Source organism: Cupriavidus sp. USMAA2-4 (genome assembly GCF_001854305.1).
Taxonomy (GTDB): domain Bacteria; phylum Pseudomonadota; class Gammaproteobacteria; order Burkholderiales; family Burkholderiaceae; genus Cupriavidus; species Cupriavidus malaysiensis.
Genome location: NZ_CP017748.1, coordinates 1,489,084 through 1,508,347 on the forward strand (window position 1 = coordinate 1,489,084; position 19,264 = coordinate 1,508,347).

Consider the following 19,264-nt stretch of genomic DNA (forward strand, 5'->3'; position numbering starts at 1 on the left):
TTGCGCCGCCCTGATTGCGCGGTGCATCGCGCGCCAGCCCCGCACCGGCCCTGACGTGCGCCGTGCGGTCAAGGCACGGACTACGCGGACGCGGACGTCCTGCTTCCCGTCCCGCCCGGCACGGCACCAGCCCCCAGGCTCGCCTGCGTAACGCGCCCTGCCCGCCGGCGGTGCGACAGCGCCAACCGCTTGGCAGGATTGCCCTCGATCCTTCCACCTGCCCCTACGATGCTGCGGGAGCTGGCATCCACACGCCATAATCTGCCAACTTGAGTGTTATAATTTTTATAACAGATTTATCGAAATTTAAGCATGCACTCCATCCATGCGCGGTCCGTGGACACGATGCGATGGAGGCGACATCGGGAAGAACAAAAAGGCCAGGTGCCAGCCCCAAGGCGATGCGGGCAGGAAGGCCAAGGAGAATGGTGTGACGAAGGAAGATCTGGAGGCGTATTTCGCCTCATTCGTTGGCATGACCGGCAACACCGCAGCCGCGGTCTGGTTCTGCGAGGAATCCCCCCACAACCTGCCGCCGGCTTTCGTGCCGCCGTACCGCGCGCCGCAGCATCCGCAGGCATGGAATGCGGCCTTCCTCAGGGAGAACCGCGAGCGGCTGCCGCAATGGCAGAACCACCAGAAAATCGCGCGCATCCTGGCGGCGGCCACCGAGGTGGTGCGCGAGCTTCCCACCGGCGCCATCGATCCCGTCGACTATTTTTTCCGCGATCTCTACGCCGAGCAAGGCAACGCATTCTGCCTCAGCCTGTTCCCGCTGCCGGCCCGCGGCAACCACAAGGCACTGTGGGACGCCTACCAGCAGTGCGTCCCGCTCTCGCCGCGCCAGCGCTACCGGGACCTGTGCAGCCAAGGCGCCCGCTTCCGCTTCATCGCGGCCCTGCGCCGGCGGATGCGCCCCAAGCTGGTGGTCTGCACCGGCTCGCGCGTGCCGGAGCTGTTCCTGCAGGCGTTCGGCTTCCACGGCGTCAGCGGTGAAGATGCGGTCATCCAGCCGGCCGACCAGGCCCGATCGCTGCGCGTGTACCGCCATGAAGGCACCACGCTGGTGCTGGCGCCGCCGCTGGCCGGCGTCAGCGGCCTGAGCTCGAACGTCCTGCTCGAAGCCCTGGGCCGCTACCTGGCACGTTCGCTCGACGCAACGGACCTGGACCTGTCCACCGAACCGGCCCTCCAGCCGTTAGACGACTATGCGCTGCTGCTCAAGGCGGCCTGAGTCCTGCCTGGCCGCCAGTCGAGGCGACATGCCCGGCGTCACAACAGGCGACCGCGCGGCGCCGGCACGCTGACGAAGCCGCCCGAGGCGATGCCCTCGCGCGGGCGCATCAGCGCATCAGCGCATCAGCGCATCAGCAGCACGCCTCTGAACCTTACGCACGATGACGTAGAATGCGGCCCGCCCGCGCAAGTCGACTGGTCAGCCACCTTCCTGCATGCAGGCAATGCAGCCCGGATGCAGGCCGAGCGCACGCAGCGGATTGCCGTGTCGGTGGCCGATAAGGACGACGACATCTTGACCCGACCAGCAGACATCTACCTCCGCTTCCTCCAGCTCGCCGACACGCTGCGCAGCCTGCCCTCGCTGCCGGCGCTGGATCCGCTGGAGGAACGCATCCTCTCGCAGGTCGCGCGCGCGCAGCAGCAGCGCACGCGCCTGTCCGTGCGCGACATCATGGCCACGGCGGGACTGGGCTCGCCGGCCACCGTGCATACACGGCTGAAGTCGATGCGGCACAAAGGCTGGGTGACCCTGAGCGATACGGAAGATGCGCGACGCAAGCAGGTCGAGCTGACACAGGACGCGCTGCGCTATTTCGACAAGCTGTCCGATTGCCTGGTCGCGGCGGCCGGCACCGGCACGCCGTAGGCGCCGGCGCCCCGAGCGGGGAACGCGGCTGCCAAGGCAGCCACTGCCGAAGAAGCCACTGAAGGGGCCACAGAATAGGCCACAGAAGAGGCCGCCCACCCCGACGGAGCAATGCCAGGCAGGCGCGGACGGTGTGCGAACTCGCTCGAGCCCGCACACCGTCCGCGCCCCACCCCTGCATCCGGCGGCGCCCGGCGGCGCCGCGCCGGCTCAGGCCACGGCCAGCGGAAGGGCGCGCGCCGCGCTGTGGCCGTGCGATGCGGTCCTGACCACCAGCCGATCGAGCGCCGTGGTGCCGGAGGCGGCAGCGGCGTCCAGGGTCACGCCCCGGCAGGCCGGGAAGTCCTCCGCACGCATCCACTGCGACAGCATGGTGCCCAGCGCGTCGAGCAGCACATCGGAACTCAAGCCATTGGCGCCGCCGAAGGACGGCGTCAGCACCAGTGCCGTCCCCTCGTGCTGGTAGACCTGCAATCGCCACGGCCTGTCGGCCGGCTGCAGGATGGCCTCCTGCGGCAGGATGCCCCAGAAGCCGAAGGCGCGCAGGTAATCGCGCTGGTAGCGCTCACCCAGGCAGAGCAGCACGCGCGGCTGGTACTTGCGGCGCAGCGCGCCCAGGAAGCGGAAACGTCCGCCCTCGCGGCACAGGCGCACGTATGCCGCCTTGGAACGCAACTCCGGCTGCTCGCCGAAGGTCCTGGTCCAGGGCTGCGCGGCGTCCGGCCGATCCGGCAAGGGATAGAGATTCAGCTTGAAATCCCAGCCATGCGGCGCATAAAGATGGCGCGCGAAATACTCCTGCGCGTCGATCGGGCTGCGCCCCGGTGGCAACGTCGACGCCCGTGCCGCCGCCATGACGCGCGCGATACGGTAATGCGTCTGCCAGCGCGACATCGTCCGCGCGTGACGCTGTCGGAATTCCGCGTCCCACGCCGGCGCTGTCAGGCGCGACTGGAAGGTATCCGCCAATGGCATACCGGTGGACAGAGGCGCGCCATCGCACACCCATAGGGCAGCCTCTGGGTTACCACCTTCCATCCCCGTGAATGATGCAAATGCGCTGTCTAGCTCCGCACGGCTAAACACCGGAAATTGATTTTGCTGCATGCGACCCAACCTTTGCATGACCCTCATTCGAGCGCTGTCGGCCAGCGTCCCGTAGCCTCTTTTCTCTTTTATGCAGTTCCCAACTTCTTGTGGACCGCGGCCTCTTCTACAGCAGCTTTACCTGGTGTCCTGAATCCCGAATCCGTTGACACAATCCGCCCCGAGTCCGTCGATCGGGCCATGCGATGCATCGTCACGATGCGCTCGCAAGGCTCCAGCCTTGCTGCGCTTCGTTCCCAGCCTCGCAGGTCTTCTCGACAGACTGAGTGCTTCAACGAATTCAAGAATCAGGACACCAGCCCCGCGCTGCTGCGTCGGACCGCTGGTCCCGAGCTTGACTTTCGCTCCCCCTGACTTCATTTCGACTCTGTCCCGCCTTTGTCCAGGCTGTGTTCTGACGCGGTCGACATGCTGCCGGGCTTTTCCTTCCACCTTCCTGCTTGTTGCTGCTTGTTGTCTCCACCTGGCGCGCCGGTCATCGCCGGCTCTCCCTCGCGCGGGTACTCCCTCGCACTCGCGCTTGCCGCCCCTCCCTCCTCCTTGTCCTTTCATCCCGGCGCGCGGCCTTGCCGCCGCCGGGATCGGCGCCTGTCATCGTCGGGCGGCATGGCCGCGAGCCCCTGCATGATTGCGCAAGTGCTCCGCAGGCACCATAGCCCGCTTGGACTACCCGGCACGGCGACCGGCCCGACCAAGCTGACAAACCCAGCTGACCTGATCGACCTCAGCGAGCTGATCGACCTGCTCGACCAATCAACCCGGCTGGCCCGACGTGCCCGGCTCCGCGAAATACGCCTTCACATACGCATGCACACCGTCATCCGCCAGCACCTGCTCAGCGGTCAGCCAGCGATAGGCGCCATGCTGCGCCAGCGGCAGCGCGGCATCCCCGCCCGGCCAGCGCAAGGCATAGGCCAGCACCACGTAATGCGTCGGATTACCGGCCTCGCCGGCAAAGTTCGTGTCGTAGAAGTGCTCGTAGACGCCGCGGAATTCCAGCTCCTGCGCCGGCACCGCGTCCGGTGCCAGGCCCAGTTCCTCCTGCAGCAGGCGCCGCAGCGCCTCCAGCCTGCGCTCGCCCTTGCGGATGCGTCCGCCCGGCACGAACCAGCTGCCCTGGGCCGGCGGATTGCTGCGGCGGCCCAGCAGGAAGCGGCCCAGATGGTCCTCGACCAGCAGGTCGATGGAAACCAGCGGCAGGGCCGCCACGGCCTGGCGGAACACCTCGGCCGCGAGCCACGGTTCGTTCTTGTTCTTGTTCATGACATCCGATACCTTCGCTTGGCACCTTTCGCCTTGGCAACCTACGCGCGGCCGCCCCGCGCATGCCCCACGTATCCCCGGCACGGCGCGCCGATCCTGTCTTGAATTTATGACATTGCTGGCATTGTTGCCACGGCTCGCACATTGCGCAGCCCCCAAATGGGGGCTCCCCCAACGCCACGCCAGGCGTGCCGAGCCCGCCCGCCACGCCGCACCAGAATGGCGCAGGGCCGCCGCGGTCGCCGACCGCAGCCGGCGACCGAGCATAGCGTAGGCGGGGTCCACCCACACCCCACTAATCAGAGGGGCGACAGCCGCGCGCGGTTCGGGCACGATGGCCGGCCAGGCCCGCGATGCCACCCGGCGGTTCCAATTCACACCAAGGTGGGGATGTGTCTTGTGCAGCTCGACACGAGAATGCAGCCCTGTCACACATTGCCTTGAGAACGGAAGATGGTTCCTTACCGGTTGGACAGCCGACAAGCGGCGCACGCGAATGCCAGGACGGCTGTCCTGTTGAATCAATACGCCGAGCAGTTCAAGGACTTCCTCGAGAAAGCGCTCGCCGACCCCGAACTGGCTGCCGTGGCGCAGCCCGGGCAGGACTTCGAAGCGGACAGCTTCCGCTGCTTCGCGCTGCAGACGGTGTACGGCACGGTGCTGATCGACACGTCCTACGGCTTCGTCAACAGCCGCTTCGTCTCCATCGTCACGTTCTCGTGGCTGCGCAAGCTGGGCGAAGGCGACCTGCAGAAGGCGGTCGTGCTCACGGTCTACCTCAACCAGCACGGCGCCATGACGATCGACTCGGACGGCAGTTTCCAATGGGCCTTCGGCCGCGACGATGCGCAGGACAAGGAACTGGCCTGGCGCGTGCTGGGCCACCTGTTCATGGGTATCGAAGCGCAGCTCAGCCGCCTCACCACCTCGTTCTAGGCGATGGCCGGGAAGCCGCCGGCAACGCGAGCGCTGCGGAGCGCCCGCCAACCACGTCGCCAGTCGAGACGGCACAATGCTTTCCAATCTCCCCTCCCTGATCTGGCTGCGGTTGTTTCGTTGACGGGAACGCCGCGGCGCGGCCTCCCTCCTCTGCATGCGCCACGGCGGCACGGCGGCGCCCGCCGGCAAGCCTGGCACCACGGACACTGCGCACACGGCTGACACTGCGCACACTGCGCACACTGCGGCCGCTACGATACGGCCGCGTCCTGCTGCAGCCACAGACTCATCAGCCCCGCGCGTCCCCGCACACCGAACTTGCGGAAGATGGCGGTGATATACGAATGCGTGGTCGAGAACGCCAGGCCGAGCTGGTCGGCGATCTGCTTCTCGGTGGCCTCCGTGAGCAGCAAGGCCAGGATCTCCCGCTCGCGCGGCGCCAAGGGCTTGCCCTCGGCCAACCGCCCGAGCCGCTCCAGCGGCCCGGCGCGCCGCAGCGCGCTGATATCGCGCGCCACGCCCAAGCGCAGGCGGTCCGCCTCCAGCCAGCGGGCCGACCATGACAGATGGACATCGCCGCCGCGCTTGTGCGCATAGCAGTTCTCGAAGCCCACGCGCAGCTTGCCCGCCATCACCTCGCCGGCCTCGCGGCGCGTCTTGTCGCGGTCGCGCGCCACCACCAGGTCGATCACGCGCTGGCCAACCAGTTCCGCCGGCTCATAACCAAGCACCGTCCTGCTGGCGGCGCTGACGTACGCGATGCGGCCGGTCTCTTCCACCAGGAAGACGGCATCGGGCAGAAGATCCGCCAGGTCCGGGATGATGCTGCTGCGGCACTCAAGCAGGCTCATGGTCGTGTCGTGGTCGTGTCGTGGTCAAAGTCGCGCGCAAGCATACGGCCAAGACATCACGGCCTTCCGGCCCGGGTAACGCCTCTCTTGTTGCGCACATTCTGTGCGGAACCGATGCTGCGTCGCAACGCTTCCGAACCCTCCGGCAGGAGGGTAGAGTGAGAATTTTCGCAGGGGATGTCGGGGGTATGGCAATAGATGCCCACCCCATGGCCGGGCCGGCGCGAAAGGTCCGCGGCAGGTCAGGCCAAGTCGGACCGGGTCAGACCAAGCGAGCCCGGACCATCCCATCAGGCGATCGAAGCAGGCGGTCGAATCAGACCATCAGGTCAGGCCATCAGGTCAGCGCAGCGGCGAAGGCCTCGAAGGTGCCCACCTCGACCGGCGGGCAGAAGTAGTTGCCCTGCCCGTAGTCGCAGCCCGCCGCCAGCAGGATGTCGCGCTGCTGCACGGTCTCGATACCCTCAGCGATCACGCGGATGCGCAGGGCGTGCGCCATGCCGATGATGGCGCGGCACAGCGCCACGTCGTCCGGCCCGCGCGTCAGCGCGCGCACGAATGACTTGTCGATCTTGATGTAGTCGATGTCGAGCCGGCGCAGGTAGGACAGCGAGGAGTAGCCGGTACCGAAATCATCGAGGGCGATCTCGATGCCCGCCGCCTGGAAGCGCGAGAGCTGGTCCATGACATCGGCATCCTGGGACATCAGCGAACCCTCGGTGATCTCGATGACGAGGCCGCCGACCGGCACCTGCCGCTGCGCGATCATGTCGGACCAGGTATCGGGCGCGCCGGGCGGCGCGAGGAACTCCACCGGCGACTTGTTCACCGAGATCTGGAAGCCGCGCCCCAGCAGCGCCTGCCAGCGCGGCAGCTGGTCCAGCGCCTGCCCCAGCACCCATTGGCCGATCTCGATGATGAGCCCGGTCTCCTCGGCCACGGGGATGAAATCGGCCGGCTCGATCGGCCCGCGCAGCGGATGGTTCCAGCGGATCAGCGCCTCGGCCTTGCAGACCCTGCCGGTGCGCAGGTCGACGACGGGCTGGTAGTGCAGCAGGAACTGCTTCTCCGCCAGCGCCACGCGCAGATCGCCGGTCACGCGCAGGCGCTCCTTCTCCGCCTGCAGCAGCGCGCGCGTAAAGACCTTCCAGCGGTTGCGGCCCTCGGCCTTGGCGGCGAACATGGCCTGGTCGGCGCGCACCACCAGGGTCTCGGCGCTCTCGCCATCGCGCGGATAGGTGGCCACGCCGATGCTGGCCGAGACCATCACCAGTTCGCCCGCCAGCGGATAGGGCGCGGCAATGCGCTCCAGGATCGCCTGGGCAATGCGATCGACCACGGCCGGATCGCTCACGTTGGGCAGGATCACGGTGAACTCGTCGCCGCCGAGGCGCGCCACCGTGTCACTCGCCCGCACCGCCTGCGTGATGCGGCGCGCGGCCTCCTGCAGCAGCAGGTCGCCGTGGTCGTGCCCGAGGGTATCGTTCACCTCCTTGAAGCGGTCCAGGTCGATGAACAGCAGCGCAAGCGCCTCGCGTGCCTGGCGCGCCTGGCGGATCTCCTGCTCGAGCCGCTCGAAGAACAGCCGGCGGTTCGGCAGGTCGGTCAGCGCATCGAAGTTCGCCTGGTGCCGGATCACCTCCTCGGCATGGCGCTTGTCGGTCATGTCATGGATCAGGGCCACGCGGCGGCGCTCGCCCTCGGCATGGGCCAGGAAGGTGTCGATGGCCAGGTAGGCCGGAAACTCGCTGCCATCCTTGCGGCGGATCGCCACCTCGCCGCTCCAGCGCCCGCGCGCCGCGACCGTCTCGCGCAGGCGCTCCAGCATGCCGGCATCGTTGCCGGCGCCGGCCAGGATGCGGCCGGGCTGGCCCTTGACCTCGGCGGCGGCATAGCCGGTGGCCGAGGCAAAGGCGGGATTGACGTCGACGATGGAGCCGTCGAGCGCGGTCACCACCATGGCCTCGCTGCTCGAGGCGTAGACCAGCGACGCCAGCCGCATCTCCTCGAGGTGGCGCCGGCGCTCCGCCATGGAGCGGCGCAGGCTCCAGTACAGCAGGGCCAGCAGCAGCGTCGAGGCCACCGCGCCCGCCAGCGCCACGCGGCGATAGACGCGGTAGGGTGCCAGCACCCCCTCGATGGACTGGCCCACGACAAAGTTCAGGCCGAACTCGGGCGCACGGTAGTAGCCGAAGATCCGTTCCACGCCCTCCGACCCGGATACGGCCCGGTAGTTGCCCGCCAGCGGCGCATCGCTGGCAGAGAACGGCCGGCCCCGCACCGGCCGGGAGTAGCTGCCCTCGATGGCCGGCGCCCGGGCCAGCACCTGGCCCGAATTCTTGATGATGGCAGCCACCTCGTCCTGGCGGATGCTCAAGGTCTGCGCGAAGCCGGCGAACTGCTCGGGGCTGACCGAGACCACGATGACACCGTCGAAGGCGCCGTCGCGCAAGATCGGCCGGGTGAACTGGATCGACCACTTGCCCGACACCTTGCCCTTCACCGGGTCGCTGATATGCAGTTCGTCACGCCCGCCGGCGTCCCGATGCACGCGGAAGTGCTCGCGGTCGCTCAGGTCCACCCGGTCGGTGACCGGCGCCATGGATGAATAAAGCAGCAGCCCCTGCCGGTCGATCACCGACACCTGGAAGGACAAGTCGCTTACCAGGTTCTGCCGTTCGCGCACCACCTGGACAAATACGCCGGGGCCGGCCGCCCAGCTGGCGCGCAGGTCGAGCAGGAATTCGGACAGGCGCAGGATGCTGGAATTCGAGTAGACGCCGAAGGCCCGCGCCTCCGCGCTGGTACGTATGGCCGCGCTCTGAAGCAGGCGCTCACGTTCTGCATCGAGCTGGAAGGTCGCGAACGCCCAGGTGACGGCCAGCCACGCCGCCGCCGCCACGTTCAATGGCGGGAAGCGCCGGCGCAGGGACTGCAGCGCCGCACCGCTAAGAAAGATCGGACGGTATCGCGTCAAGTCAGGTTCGCAGCGGTGAAATGAAAGGAAGGAAGGAGGATGGCTCTGCAAAGAGGCTAGCCGAGGTCGGCGCCGCGAACAAGCGTTGCCGTCACCGGCGAGCGTGCGCACAACACGCGCGGTGCTGCAAAGGCCATGCGCCATGCCGCACCCGCGCTGTCCGGGGGGCCGTGGCAACCGCGGTGCCCGGCCCCTCGGCGACCGGCGACCTACGTTCCAACCGGCCCCGTCGGCCCGGCCGGCAACCGTCCCGCCCCGCTGCCGTCCGCGCCCGCCAGCGCCGGAAAGTCCTCCGGCCGCAGCCACCTGGCCAGGAAGGTGCCCAGCGCATCGAGCAGGACATCGGAACTCAAGCCCTGCGGTCCGCCGAACGGCGGGCTCAAGACCAGGGCCGTCTGCCCGTGCTCGTACACATCCAGGCGCCGCATCGTGTCGGCCGGCTGCAGCCAGGCCTCGGCGCGCTCGCTGCCCTCGAAACCGAAGGCGCGCAGATAGTCGCGCGCATGCCGCTGCCCCAGGCACAGCACCAGGCGCGGCCGGTACTGCTCCCGCAGCGAGGCAATGAAGCGGAAACGCCCGCCCAGCCGGCACAGGCGCGCATAGTCGGACTTCACGCGCAGCCAGGGCTGGTCGCGGAAGGTCTTGCTCCACGACTGCACCGGGTCCGGCCGCTCCGGCAGCGGGAACAGGTTCAGCTTGAAGTCCCAGCCACCGGGCCGGTAGAGGTAGTGCTCGAAATACGCCTGCGCGCTGACGTGGCTGCGCCCCGGGTGCAGGGCCGCCGCCCGCGCGGCGGCCAGCACGCGCGCCACGCGCAGATGCGTCTGCCAGCGGGGCAGCCAACGCGCATGGCGCCGCCGGAACGCCAAGTCCCAAGCCCCCGGTTCCAGCTGCGGCCGCAACGCAACCTCGAGCGGGACGGAAGCGATCAGCGGCGCCACATCGCAGATCCAGATGGCGGCGGCCGGATTGCCACCCTCCATGCCCACGAACGACGCGAACGCCCTGTCCAACTCCTCCCGCTCGCGGGCTGCGAGTTGAGTCTCTTGCATCTATTCCATCTTGTTGTTATTGCGTGCACGCGGAACATCGACGCGGCAATCGCTTTATTGTTGTCCGCGCGGGCCCCAACCGGCACTGAATATGTCCCGCGCATCACCCCGTACCTCGCGCCTGCCCTTCTTTCCGGTGGGTACGCGCCACTGCGCGTCCGCACCGGCCTGAAGGCTCCGCCATTGCTGCACCGCACCTGTGCCTGAAATGGAACTCCGCCATGGCGCAAGCTGAATGTCCCTCCCCCGGCAGGGAAACCAAAACCCCTCCTATAGGGGAAAGCGCCGAATAAATAGACATTTGCCCACCTGAATGGCGGCCCACCGCACGGACAGGCGCCATCCATGCCCTGTCCATCCGGGAAAGCGCCTGTGGGAAACACGCATCGATCCAGCGGAAACATCGCCGCCACGCGCGGGCAAGACATTCGCGAAATGCCCGGAAGCACCGGGCAAGACGCCATGCACCAGGACCGCGGAAGCACCGCTCAGCCGCGTCATCCGACCCCGCCCGGCAATGCACCCGGAATCGCATCCAGCGGTGCGGCAGCCCGGCGAGCGTTGCATTGGATGCCACGCCAACGCGCATTGGCCGTCATTGCGCAGCGCAGCAATCCCCCATTACAATCCAGGGTTAATACCTATGCACAGCGGGGCATCGCCACACCAGCCGGCGACACCCTGGCGAACGACACCTGCGAGGCGGTGCCCATCCGGCCGGCCGAAAGGCAGCGGTCGGCGACAATCTGCCGCTCACACCATCCGTTTCCGTCCCCGGCGCATCACGCCGATGGCACGGAATACCTCCGCCGAATATGGCGCGGCAAAACGGTAAGAAACGTCGGCTGCTCAATCGGGAAAACCAGAACAAAGCAGCAAGATAAGCATAGGCCACTATTTACACATCAACCCAGTCATCCAGCATGACCATAATTGTATTAACATAAATACATAAACTCAGAAACGCAGCCCCCTGATATACGCCGGCTTCATGCCGAAAACGACAAGCCATCCGTCGGAACCGCCCCCCTGCCATTTCCTATCCGCAATGATCGGAGACAGGCCCCGACGAGAATGGCGCACGCAGGCAGATGAATCCGAACGACCCGCCAGGCAACGCCCTTTCCTACCCAGCTACCGGTTCCAGCCCGCCCGTCCCGGCACCTGCCGCGCCTACCGCGCCTGCCGCATCCGCCATCGCCAAGCTGACGCCACGCCAACGCGCCGTGCTGGCACTGCTGCTCACCGGGCAATCGAACAAGCTGATCGGCCGCCAGCTCGGACTGACCGCCAACACCACCAAGGACCACGTCGCCGCCACGCTGAAGCGGCTGGGCCTGCGCAAGCGCGGCGATGCACTGCGCCACGCGCAGCAGCTGATGGCCCTGCTGACGAATGAAGACAGCAGGGCCACACCAGGCGCGGCAGCACACGATCCGGCGCCAACGCCGCCCGCGCCCACACCCGCGCACGACGGCAAGCTGCCGGAGTTCGGCCTCACCGGCCGCCAGCTGGCCGTACTGGTCCGGCTCATCGAAGGCCTGCCGAACAAGCAGATCGCCGAGCAGATGGGGCTGTCCATCTACACGGTGAAGGAATACGTCTCGGAGATCCTGAAGCGGCTCGGGGTGAAGACGCGGTTCGAGGTGATTTCGCTGGTGCAGCGGATGGACAAGACCCAACCGTAGCAACAGCCGGGCCATTCGATGGCGCGCGCCACTGCTACTAGCTGCACTACGGCCCGACCGCACCACCTGCGGCCTGCCCGCGACCGCCGCGCGCCCCCGCAATCCCTCGCGCCCCCGCACACGATCGCCGCGCCTCCATGGCCGCCCCGCGCATCGCATGCACATCAGATGCACATTTGACACGCATCTGACACACATCCCACAAGCACGGCAGGCACCGCAGGCACACACCGCGTAGCAGGCGAGCCGGCACCCCACGTGGACGCGAATCACGCGTTGGCAGTCGACATGCGCCGCCCCGCTATTCCCCCCCGAATTCTTTAAAAAAATCCTTGCCATTTGCGCAGGCCTCGATATGCGTCGCTCGCTATTGCAGCCGAGCCGCCAACGCCCGCGCGCCTGGCCTCGCCCGGCTCAGCACGGCTGCCCGCACCCGGCGCCGGCCCTCAACTCCGGTCCTGCGCCGGCGATACCAGGGCACACCCGCCGTCCCGCATCCCGCCCCCACGCCCAAGCCTGCCAACCGCGGCATCTCGGGGCAAAGGCTGCCCAGCACGCCATCGCAAGCGATCCGCCCGCCCCGGAACCCCGGCAGACCATCGCGAAAGCCGCCCAACACAGCGCCAATTCGACAAGGCGCAGCGACTTGCCCGCCCTCCGAATCGGAATCCTCTGAGCCCCGGCAGCGCAAAACCTAGCGGAAACCCATCCCATGTGGGGTACGGGAACGCCAACGCCTGATTGCGTGATGTACCCCTGTTCTCTATGATTCGGAATCTGATAAAAATGACATTATTGTCTTATCGCCATCAGAAAGAGCGGTATGACAGATCGGGCAAAGAAGTTGACTTCTCGCCCTTTTCTTAAACGGGGGGTTTTATCCACCAGCTGCCGCCGGGTCAAGCGGCAGCAGGGACGTTTAGGAGCTCGCAATGAACCTTGAACTCGGTAACACAGCGGACCAGACCACCGCCCGGGTTCCCAGCCGGCAACCGCATGGCGTCCTGGCGTCTTCCCAGGCCACAGCGGAGTGACTGGTATGCTACATATGCTGATTTCGCGACTGATCAACCTGCCACGGCCCCAGAAGATGGCGCTGATGGTATCCGCCGATGTGATAGCGCTGCCGCTGTGCTTCATGCTGGCGCTCGTGCTGCGCAAGGGCAGCTTCGACCTCGTCCAGCAGTACGGCCTGATGCCGCCGCTCATCATCGCCGCCCTCACGCTGCCCGTCTTCTACCTCAGCGGCCTCTACCGTTCCGTGGTGCGGTACATGGACCTCAAGGTCCTGTGGGTAACCGGCGTCAGCCTGGGCACGCTGCTGCTCTGCACCTACAGCCTGTCCTTCCTGCTCAGCAGCGAAGCGCTGCCGCGCACCGGCCTGCTGATCTACTGGTTCATCGCCTTCGCCTACGTGGTGGCCTCGCGCCTGCTCGCCCGCTCGCTGCTGCGCCTGCAACCGGCCAGCGCCCGCGACGCCGGCGCCGCCAAGCGCATCGCCATCTTCGGCGCCGGTGAAGCCGGTTTCCAGCTGGCCATTGCCATGCGCGCCAGCAGCGACTACACCCCGGTCTGCTTCTTCGACCACGATCCCAGCCTCAACAACAAGATCGTGGCCGGCCTGCCCGTGCACTTCGCCGGCAAGCTGGCCGAGCAGATCGGCCGGCGCAGCATCGACGAAGTCGTGCTCGCCCTGCCCTCCAGCTCGCCCGGCCGCCGCCGCCAGATCGTCGACTCGCTGCGCGAGTTGCACATCAAGGTCCGCACGCTGCCCACGCTGCTGGAACTGGTGGACGGCCGCATCACCACCCAGTCCATCCGCGACATCAAGGTCGAAGACCTGCTCGGCCGCGAACCGGTACCGCCCGAGCACCGCCTGTTCGCCAAGTGCACGCACGCCAAGACCGTCATGGTGACCGGCGCCGGCGGCTCCATCGGCAGCGAACTGTGCCGCCAGATCGCCAGCCAGGGACCGCGCAGGCTGGTACTGTTCGACCACTCCGAGTACGCGCTGTACACCATCGAGCAGGAACTGCGCCACAGCTTCCCCAACCTGCGCCTGGTCGCCAAGATCGGCTCCGTGTGCGACAGCGAAGCGGTGGAATCAGCCGTGCAAGGCAACTGCGTCGACACCATCTACCACGCCGCCGCCTACAAGCACGTGCCTCTGGTCGAAAGCAATATGGCCGAAGGCATCCGCAACAACGTGCTCGGCACCGCCGTCGTGGCCGAGATCGCCGACCGCTACAGCGTGGAAACCTGCGTGCTGGTCTCCACCGACAAGGCGGTTCGCCCCACCAATGTGATGGGCGCCAGCAAGCGCATCGCCGAACTGGTGTTCCAGGCCGCCGCCGCGCGCCGAAACACCCGCACCGTCTTCTCCATGGTGCGCTTCGGCAACGTGCTCGGCTCCTCCGGCTCGGTGGTGCCGCTGTTCCGCCAGCAGATCCAGAACGGCGGGCCGATCACCATCACCCACCAGGACGTGATCCGCTACTTCATGCTGATCCCCGAAGCCGCTCAGCTCGTCATCCAGGCCGGCGCCATGGCCAAGGGCGGCGAAGTCTTCGTGCTGGACATGGGCGAACCAGTGCGCATCGTCGACCTGGCACGCACCATGATCGAAATGTCCGGGCTGCGCGAAAAGACGGAAAACAACCCGCACGGCGACATCGAGATCAAGGTGGTGGGCCTTCGTCCCGGCGAGAAGCTCTATGAAGAACTGCTGATCGGTGGAGAGGTCACACCGAGCTCGCACGAGCGGATCATGTGTTCGCGTGAGCATCGCTTGTCTGAGACGGAGCTGCAGGACAAGCTGGCGGCGCTGTTTGCGGCTTGCGATAGTCGGGATCAGCTGAAGATCCAGACGATGGTGCAGGCGCTGGTGACTGAGTATGCACCGTACTCCTCCCTTGAGGGTCGGATCAACAAGCCGACGAGAAGCAAGACACATGTTCTCGTACCGCGCCCTGCAGCGCTGAGCAAATTTGAAGGCCCCGCAAGCAATAGCCGTACAGTCGGTTCAGTCGAAGCGAACCAGGCAGCCTGATCCACCTCCATGTCCAAGGATGCCGCCACGCGTGTGGCGGCTTTTTCCTTCAACGTCGCGAACTGTCAAAATCCCCCCAATGCCTAGAAGGCGACGAGAGCGCGTAGTCGAGAATATTGACAGGGAAGCGTCGAGCGCCTGATCATGGCATGTCTCCCGGGTTTCGGGGATGGCTACCGAAAATGATCCATCACTCCACGTCTCAGCTCAGAATGCCTGAAACTGCGTGTATGCAATGCGAAAGCATGACCGCGTAGTCTGCGTGTCAGGGGCATCCCCTATCGGTATACGGCCAGTACACGCTTTACAAACTGTTGATGCTGTGGGTAAAACCTAGCAACAACGGCTAGCGGAAGCGCTTTGGGATTACCCCGCTTTTCCCAGCGTTACAATCACGAAATAGCAACCATTCTGTGATCAAATATCAAGCGCTTACGCAACCTACCGTCACACTGTTGCGCCTTAATTTCCCAAGCAATACCCGCAGACCTGCAACCGGATCGCAAGAATAAATGAAACGAGTTATCGACGTCATACTGGCACTAGTTGCCATCACCTTATTGGCGCTTCCGCTGCTCCTCCTGATGCTCCTCGTCCGCATCAAACTCGGTAAGCCGATATTCTTCCGGCAAATCCGTCCGGGAATGCATGGCAGACAATTCCAGATGATCAAATTCCGCACGATGACGGACGCCCGTACTGCTGATGGTGACCTCTTATCGGATGCAGATCGCCTTACGCCATTTGGACGCTTCCTACGCTCCACCAGCCTGGATGAACTCCCTGAACTCATCAATGTCATCAAGGGCGAGATGAGCCTAGTTGGACCTCGCCCGCTCCTGGTGGAGTATCTCGATCGCTACACCCCTGAGCAAGCTAGGCGCCATGAGGTCCGGCCAGGAATTACCGGCTGGGCACAAGTCAATGGTCGTAACGCTTTGAGCTGGGATGAGAAGTTCAAGCTAGATGTATGGTATGTAGACAACCGCTCAACTTGGCTCGATTTCAAGATCATGCTGCTGACCTTGAAGAAAGTGATCGCAAAAGACGGAATCAGTGCGCCGGGCGAAGCAACCATGCCACTGTTTAAGGGAAAGGAATAAAGGCTAAAATGCAGAACGTGCTCCTACTATCCGCGGGCCGAAGGGTTGAGCTTGCTCAGGCATTTGCACTCGAGATTAAGAAGCGTGAATTGCCGGCAAAAATACTTGCCACTGATATGAAACCCGGCCTTTCAGCCGCTTGCAGGGTCGTTGATGAAGCCATTTCGGCACCTCGCGTCACGGATCCCATTTACATCGACTTCCTCTTGGAGACTTGCAAGAAGAATCAGGTAGCGTTGGTAATTCCAACCATCGACACGGAATTACTGCTGCTCGCGCAACACCGAGCAGCCTTCTCCGAGTATGGCATTAGTATTATTGTCGCTGACGAGAATCTGGTTAGTCAGTGTCGCGACAAAAGGCTTACTGCCGATCTCTTCTCCGAACTGGAAATCGACACGCCGGAGATCTTTGACCGCTCCACCATTCAGTATCCTTGTTTTGCAAAGCCGTATGATGGGAGCAACAGCGTCGGGGCAATGCTCATTCAGGACGAACATCAACTCACAGACTCGCTGCGCTCTGATGAGAAAATGATGTTCATGGAATTCATTGATCGATCACACACAGAGTTCACCGTAGACGCTTACTATAACAAGTCCGGTGATCTATCTTGTCTTGTGCCTAGGCAACGCATCGAGGTTCGGGGAGGCGAAGTCAACAAAGGCGTAACCCGTCGAAATCACGTCTACGACTACCTGCTGCCCAAGCTCAAGAAGTTGAAAGGTGCAAGGGGTTGCATCACCGTACAAGTCTTTTCAAATCAGGAAACAGGGCGCTTTGCAGCCTTAGAGATCAATCCTCGCTTCGGCGGCGGTTATCCGCTTTCCTACAGCGCAGGTGCCAACTACCCCGGCTGGCTCCTTGATGAATATATCTTGCAAAAAGAAATCACCTTCTTCGATAACTGGGAAGCTGATCTACTGATGCTACGCTACGATGCAAAGGTTCTCGTGCATGGCGCATCCTAAGCGAAGGGATACGGTAGTCGTATTAGACCTTGACGATACCCTCTACAAGGAAGCAGACTACCAAATATCCGGTATCCAAGCGGTATGCCAACAAGTTCGCGAAATCTACGGTTTGGAGGTGACAGAAGATATCCTCGAGCTCAAGCAACATGGGGGCGGCGATATTTTCGAGGGTATCTGCCGCCTTGCCGGGCTGCCTAGTCGCACGAAGGAATCCCTGCTATGGATCTACAGGCTTCATGAACCAAAGATAGCCCTCAGTCATGAAACTAGAGAAGCCGTTTTACGCATGCAATCTGAGTTTCTGTCCGTCGCCATATTGACCGACGGCCGCTCGATCAGCCAGCGCAAGAAATTGCGAGCTCTTGAACTCGAGCATATCCCCGTTTATATCTCCGAAGAGCATGGATCCGAAAAGCCGGATCCACTGCGCTTCAGGTTGATCATGCGAGATTTTCCTGCAGAAAAGTACCTATATGTCGGCGACAATCCCAGTAAGGACTTTATTGCCCCTAACCTACTAGGCTGGGATACCGCATGTCTTGTCGGCAGCGACAGGAATATTCACCCGCAACAGAATCTTAATCTACGGGATGGACAAGCCCCCGTGCGATGGATCGACTCACTGCGGGATCTCTTTGAAATTAGCAACAAGAATTCCTAATTTCAAAAAAAGACCACGAGATCCCCGACCGATCGATAACACACATTCTGCCAATCCAGACCAGTTTTAGCATCCTCTACGGGAATCGCGTGCCATTTAACCGGTCTACTAAAAACTGCAGCACGACGCATATGTCTCGTAATAAATTGGACGTAGCGGTGTGCCACCTCAGGAGCCTAAGAACTGGAGCCTTCCCACCAAGCAGAGTTTAGTGGGAAGGCCGGCCGAAGGATTCATCGCACCTTCGCTAGCGACGTGACCGAGCCCGCACAGGAAAGTCTTTGCATTTCACTTATCAGCAGTTTTCTTACTTTTCACCACCTCGATAGATTTCGCGGACGAGATCAAACTCCTCGCTACGTTTTGATTTGTCGAGGGAATACGTCACCACGCCCTCAACAAGCCCATCTCTAACAAGCTTAGCGGACTCGTCAATCTTCTGCACCATATTCTCGGAAGACCCGGCTACCCCATAGCGGTCCTCGAAAGCTGCAGAATTCGCAGACGGCATGAGAATCATCGGCAACTTGAACCGCTGGCGCCCAGAATAGCTCCCCTCGATCTGCGCCTTATACTGTCCACGAAGAATTGTCTGCCATACATTTCCTCGGTTGAAGTCTGCAATGTTTACACCTTCACCCGATACCCCCCAAACGCTGGCTTCTATCGGAAAATTACCCACGGCATTTACGTCAACCAGGCCAATTTCAATAGTGACTCGGGTCTTGCCGCCGATCGCATCCGAAATATCAACAGTTGCTTGACCGTCATCAATGCCCGCGACATCCTCTCTCCATACCACCGTCCCATCCACCCGAACCTGGAACTCGCGGAATCCGGCAGTATTGGCATCGAAATTATCCTTGTAGCTAAAATGCAATCGTGCGTGGCGCTGATCTGTGATTCTCACGTATTGTGAAGACAGCGCTGCATCGCCAGCAACAGACGGGATCTTAGAGGGGAATGATATCTTAAACTGAGCTGGCTCCTTAAAGTCATCCCGCAAATATCCAACGGCCTTTCTCACCCCGCCATCGTTTCTCGGATATGCCGCCACCACTCCGTCTGCTATTGTCGATAAATACTTCGATGATGCCTCATCGATCTCATTGAAATAGAAAAGCGGATAAAATTTAAGGCGTGGATTGATCAACTTCCCTGCGGCGACGAAACGAGATACGTAGTCTTTGGTCAGCTTGCCAGTCTGAACGTTTCCCCAGAAATCGTCAATCACGTAGCCAACGAGGTTGCCATGTGCTAACGAGAGCTGAGCAATCTCCTGCGCCCAGCGGATGTAGTCTACTCGAAACGGTTCGGGAAATGGGAATCGCTTATCTTGCAGCCCGGTCTCCGATGGGGGTACCAAATAGACCCATACAGATATACCGGCCGCCGCGGCCTTAGGTAAAAAGTCTTTCAAGTCAGGCCAATCATTCGGACTCCGCCAGATAAGCCACATGTAAGTGTTAGCGTTCAACTCGACCAATCTCTTCAAGAGAGCGTCCGAATCAACGTGACCATTCTTCCTGGGTGCCGCCGCGTAATCACCGAAAATAGCTGGTGTGCTAGCTGAAGCCCCAACCGCCCGCTGACAGGGCCAAAGGATACCTAAGGCCAACAAAAGCATTGTGACGCTGCTAGAACGAAAGACTCCGCGTCTCATTATAGTCCCCTAGCGGTTGGGCATTTCTTAACACTCTATGATAAGTGCCCGA

Annotated in this window: 14 protein-coding genes; 8 read left to right on the forward strand and 6 right to left on the reverse strand. The window is 63.3% G+C overall.

The window, feature by feature from the left end; translation table 11 throughout:
* Positions 1 to 430: 430 nt before the first annotated feature.
* The gene (locus tag BKK79_RS06575) at positions 431 to 1,234 is read left to right on the forward strand and encodes a hypothetical protein (protein WP_071037381.1); all 804 of its coding nucleotides are present in this window, start codon (positions 431 to 433) and stop codon (positions 1,232 to 1,234) included.
* Positions 1,235 to 1,531: 297 nt separating this feature from the next.
* Positions 1,532 to 1,885, forward strand: a complete 354-nt coding sequence (locus BKK79_RS06580; protein ID WP_071016156.1) for a MarR family transcriptional regulator — start codon at positions 1,532 to 1,534, stop codon at positions 1,883 to 1,885.
* A 210-nt stretch (positions 1,886 to 2,095) separates the two neighbouring features.
* Here the strand turns inward: BKK79_RS06580 and BKK79_RS06585 are convergent, their stop codons facing one another.
* A complete protein-coding gene (locus BKK79_RS06585; RefSeq protein WP_071011459.1) occupies positions 2,096 to 2,779 on the reverse strand; it encodes a hypothetical protein in 684 nt (227 codons plus the stop codon).
* A 966-nt stretch (positions 2,780 to 3,745) separates the two neighbouring features.
* A complete protein-coding gene (locus BKK79_RS06590; RefSeq protein ID WP_071037382.1) occupies positions 3,746 to 4,255 on the reverse strand; it encodes a GDP-mannose mannosyl hydrolase in 510 nt (169 codons plus the stop codon).
* 516 nt (positions 4,256 to 4,771) lie between these two features.
* Here BKK79_RS06590 and BKK79_RS06595 point away from each other — a divergent pair.
* Complete coding sequence (locus BKK79_RS06595) at positions 4,772 to 5,191, forward strand: hypothetical protein (RefSeq protein ID WP_071011455.1); 420 nt, start codon at positions 4,772 to 4,774, stop codon at positions 5,189 to 5,191.
* A gap of 254 nt (positions 5,192 to 5,445) precedes the next feature.
* Here the strand turns inward: BKK79_RS06595 and BKK79_RS06600 are convergent, their stop codons facing one another.
* The 3 genes from BKK79_RS06600 to BKK79_RS06610 all read right to left on the reverse strand — a co-directional run bounded on the left by BKK79_RS06600 (position 5,446) and on the right by BKK79_RS06610 (position 10,074).
* Entirely contained in the window at positions 5,446 to 6,045 is a 600-nt protein-coding gene (locus tag BKK79_RS06600; protein WP_071037383.1) for a PAS and helix-turn-helix domain-containing protein, read from the reverse strand.
* Between the two features lie 337 nt (positions 6,046 to 6,382).
* The gene (locus tag BKK79_RS06605; protein WP_232346277.1) at positions 6,383 to 9,022 is read right to left on the reverse strand and encodes a bifunctional diguanylate cyclase/phosphodiesterase; all 2,640 of its coding nucleotides are present in this window, start codon (positions 9,020 to 9,022) and stop codon (positions 6,383 to 6,385) included.
* Positions 9,023 to 9,231: 209 nt separating this feature from the next.
* Positions 9,232 to 10,074: a transcriptional regulator gene (locus BKK79_RS06610; protein ID WP_157128396.1), complete on the reverse strand. Its 843-nt coding sequence runs from the start codon at positions 10,072 to 10,074 to the stop codon at positions 9,232 to 9,234.
* A gap of 1,091 nt (positions 10,075 to 11,165) precedes the next feature.
* Here BKK79_RS06610 and BKK79_RS42285 point away from each other — a divergent pair.
* From BKK79_RS42285 to BKK79_RS06635, 5 genes are all read left to right on the forward strand, one after another.
* Complete coding sequence (locus BKK79_RS42285) at positions 11,166 to 11,762, forward strand: LuxR C-terminal-related transcriptional regulator (RefSeq protein ID WP_071037385.1); 597 nt, start codon at positions 11,166 to 11,168, stop codon at positions 11,760 to 11,762.
* A gap of 1,039 nt (positions 11,763 to 12,801) precedes the next feature.
* Complete coding sequence (locus BKK79_RS06620) at positions 12,802 to 14,811, forward strand: polysaccharide biosynthesis protein (protein ID WP_084084533.1); 2,010 nt, start codon at positions 12,802 to 12,804, stop codon at positions 14,809 to 14,811.
* A gap of 512 nt (positions 14,812 to 15,323) precedes the next feature.
* Positions 15,324 to 15,914 (forward strand): sugar transferase, encoded by a 591-nt coding sequence (locus BKK79_RS06625; RefSeq protein ID WP_071037386.1) that lies wholly within the window; start codon positions 15,324 to 15,326, stop codon positions 15,912 to 15,914.
* 8 nt (positions 15,915 to 15,922) lie between these two features.
* A complete protein-coding gene (locus BKK79_RS06630) occupies positions 15,923 to 16,885 on the forward strand; it encodes an ATP-grasp domain-containing protein (protein WP_071037387.1) in 963 nt (320 codons plus the stop codon).
* Positions 16,872 to 17,549, forward strand: coding sequence for an HAD family hydrolase (locus tag BKK79_RS06635; RefSeq protein ID WP_071037388.1), 678 nt, complete (start codon positions 16,872 to 16,874; stop codon positions 17,547 to 17,549). Before BKK79_RS06630 ends, BKK79_RS06635 begins: the two co-directional genes overlap by 14 nt.
* Positions 17,550 to 17,856: 307 nt before the next feature.
* Here the strand turns inward: BKK79_RS06635 and BKK79_RS40220 are convergent, their stop codons facing one another.
* Positions 17,857 to 19,026, reverse strand: coding sequence for a hypothetical protein (locus BKK79_RS40220; protein WP_157128397.1), 1,170 nt, complete (start codon positions 19,024 to 19,026; stop codon positions 17,857 to 17,859).
* Positions 19,027 to 19,264: the final 238 nt, after the last annotated feature.

Coding starts and splice junctions, on each gene's coding strand:
- BKK79_RS06590 (WP_071037382.1), bottom strand. CDS start 4,255: ATGAACAAGAACAAGAACGAACCGTGGCTCGCGGCCGAGGTGTTCCGC.
- BKK79_RS06600 (WP_071037383.1), bottom strand. CDS start 6,045: ATGAGCCTGCTTGAGTGCCGCAGCAGCATCATCCCGGACCTGGCGGAT.
- BKK79_RS06625 (WP_071037386.1), top strand. CDS start 15,324: ATGAAACGAGTTATCGACGTCATACTGGCACTAGTTGCCATCACCTTA.
- BKK79_RS06610 (WP_157128396.1), bottom strand. CDS start 10,074: ATGCAAGAGACTCAACTCGCAGCCCGCGAGCGGGAGGAGTTGGACAGG.
- BKK79_RS42285 (WP_071037385.1), top strand. CDS start 11,166: ATGAATCCGAACGACCCGCCAGGCAACGCCCTTTCCTACCCAGCTACC.
- BKK79_RS06635 (WP_071037388.1), top strand. CDS start 16,872: ATGGCGCATCCTAAGCGAAGGGATACGGTAGTCGTATTAGACCTTGAC.
- BKK79_RS06630 (WP_071037387.1), top strand. CDS start 15,923: ATGCAGAACGTGCTCCTACTATCCGCGGGCCGAAGGGTTGAGCTTGCT.
- BKK79_RS06585 (WP_071011459.1), bottom strand. CDS start 2,779: ATGTCGCGCTGGCAGACGCATTACCGTATCGCGCGCGTCATGGCGGCG.
- BKK79_RS06620 (WP_084084533.1), top strand. CDS start 12,802: ATGCTACATATGCTGATTTCGCGACTGATCAACCTGCCACGGCCCCAG.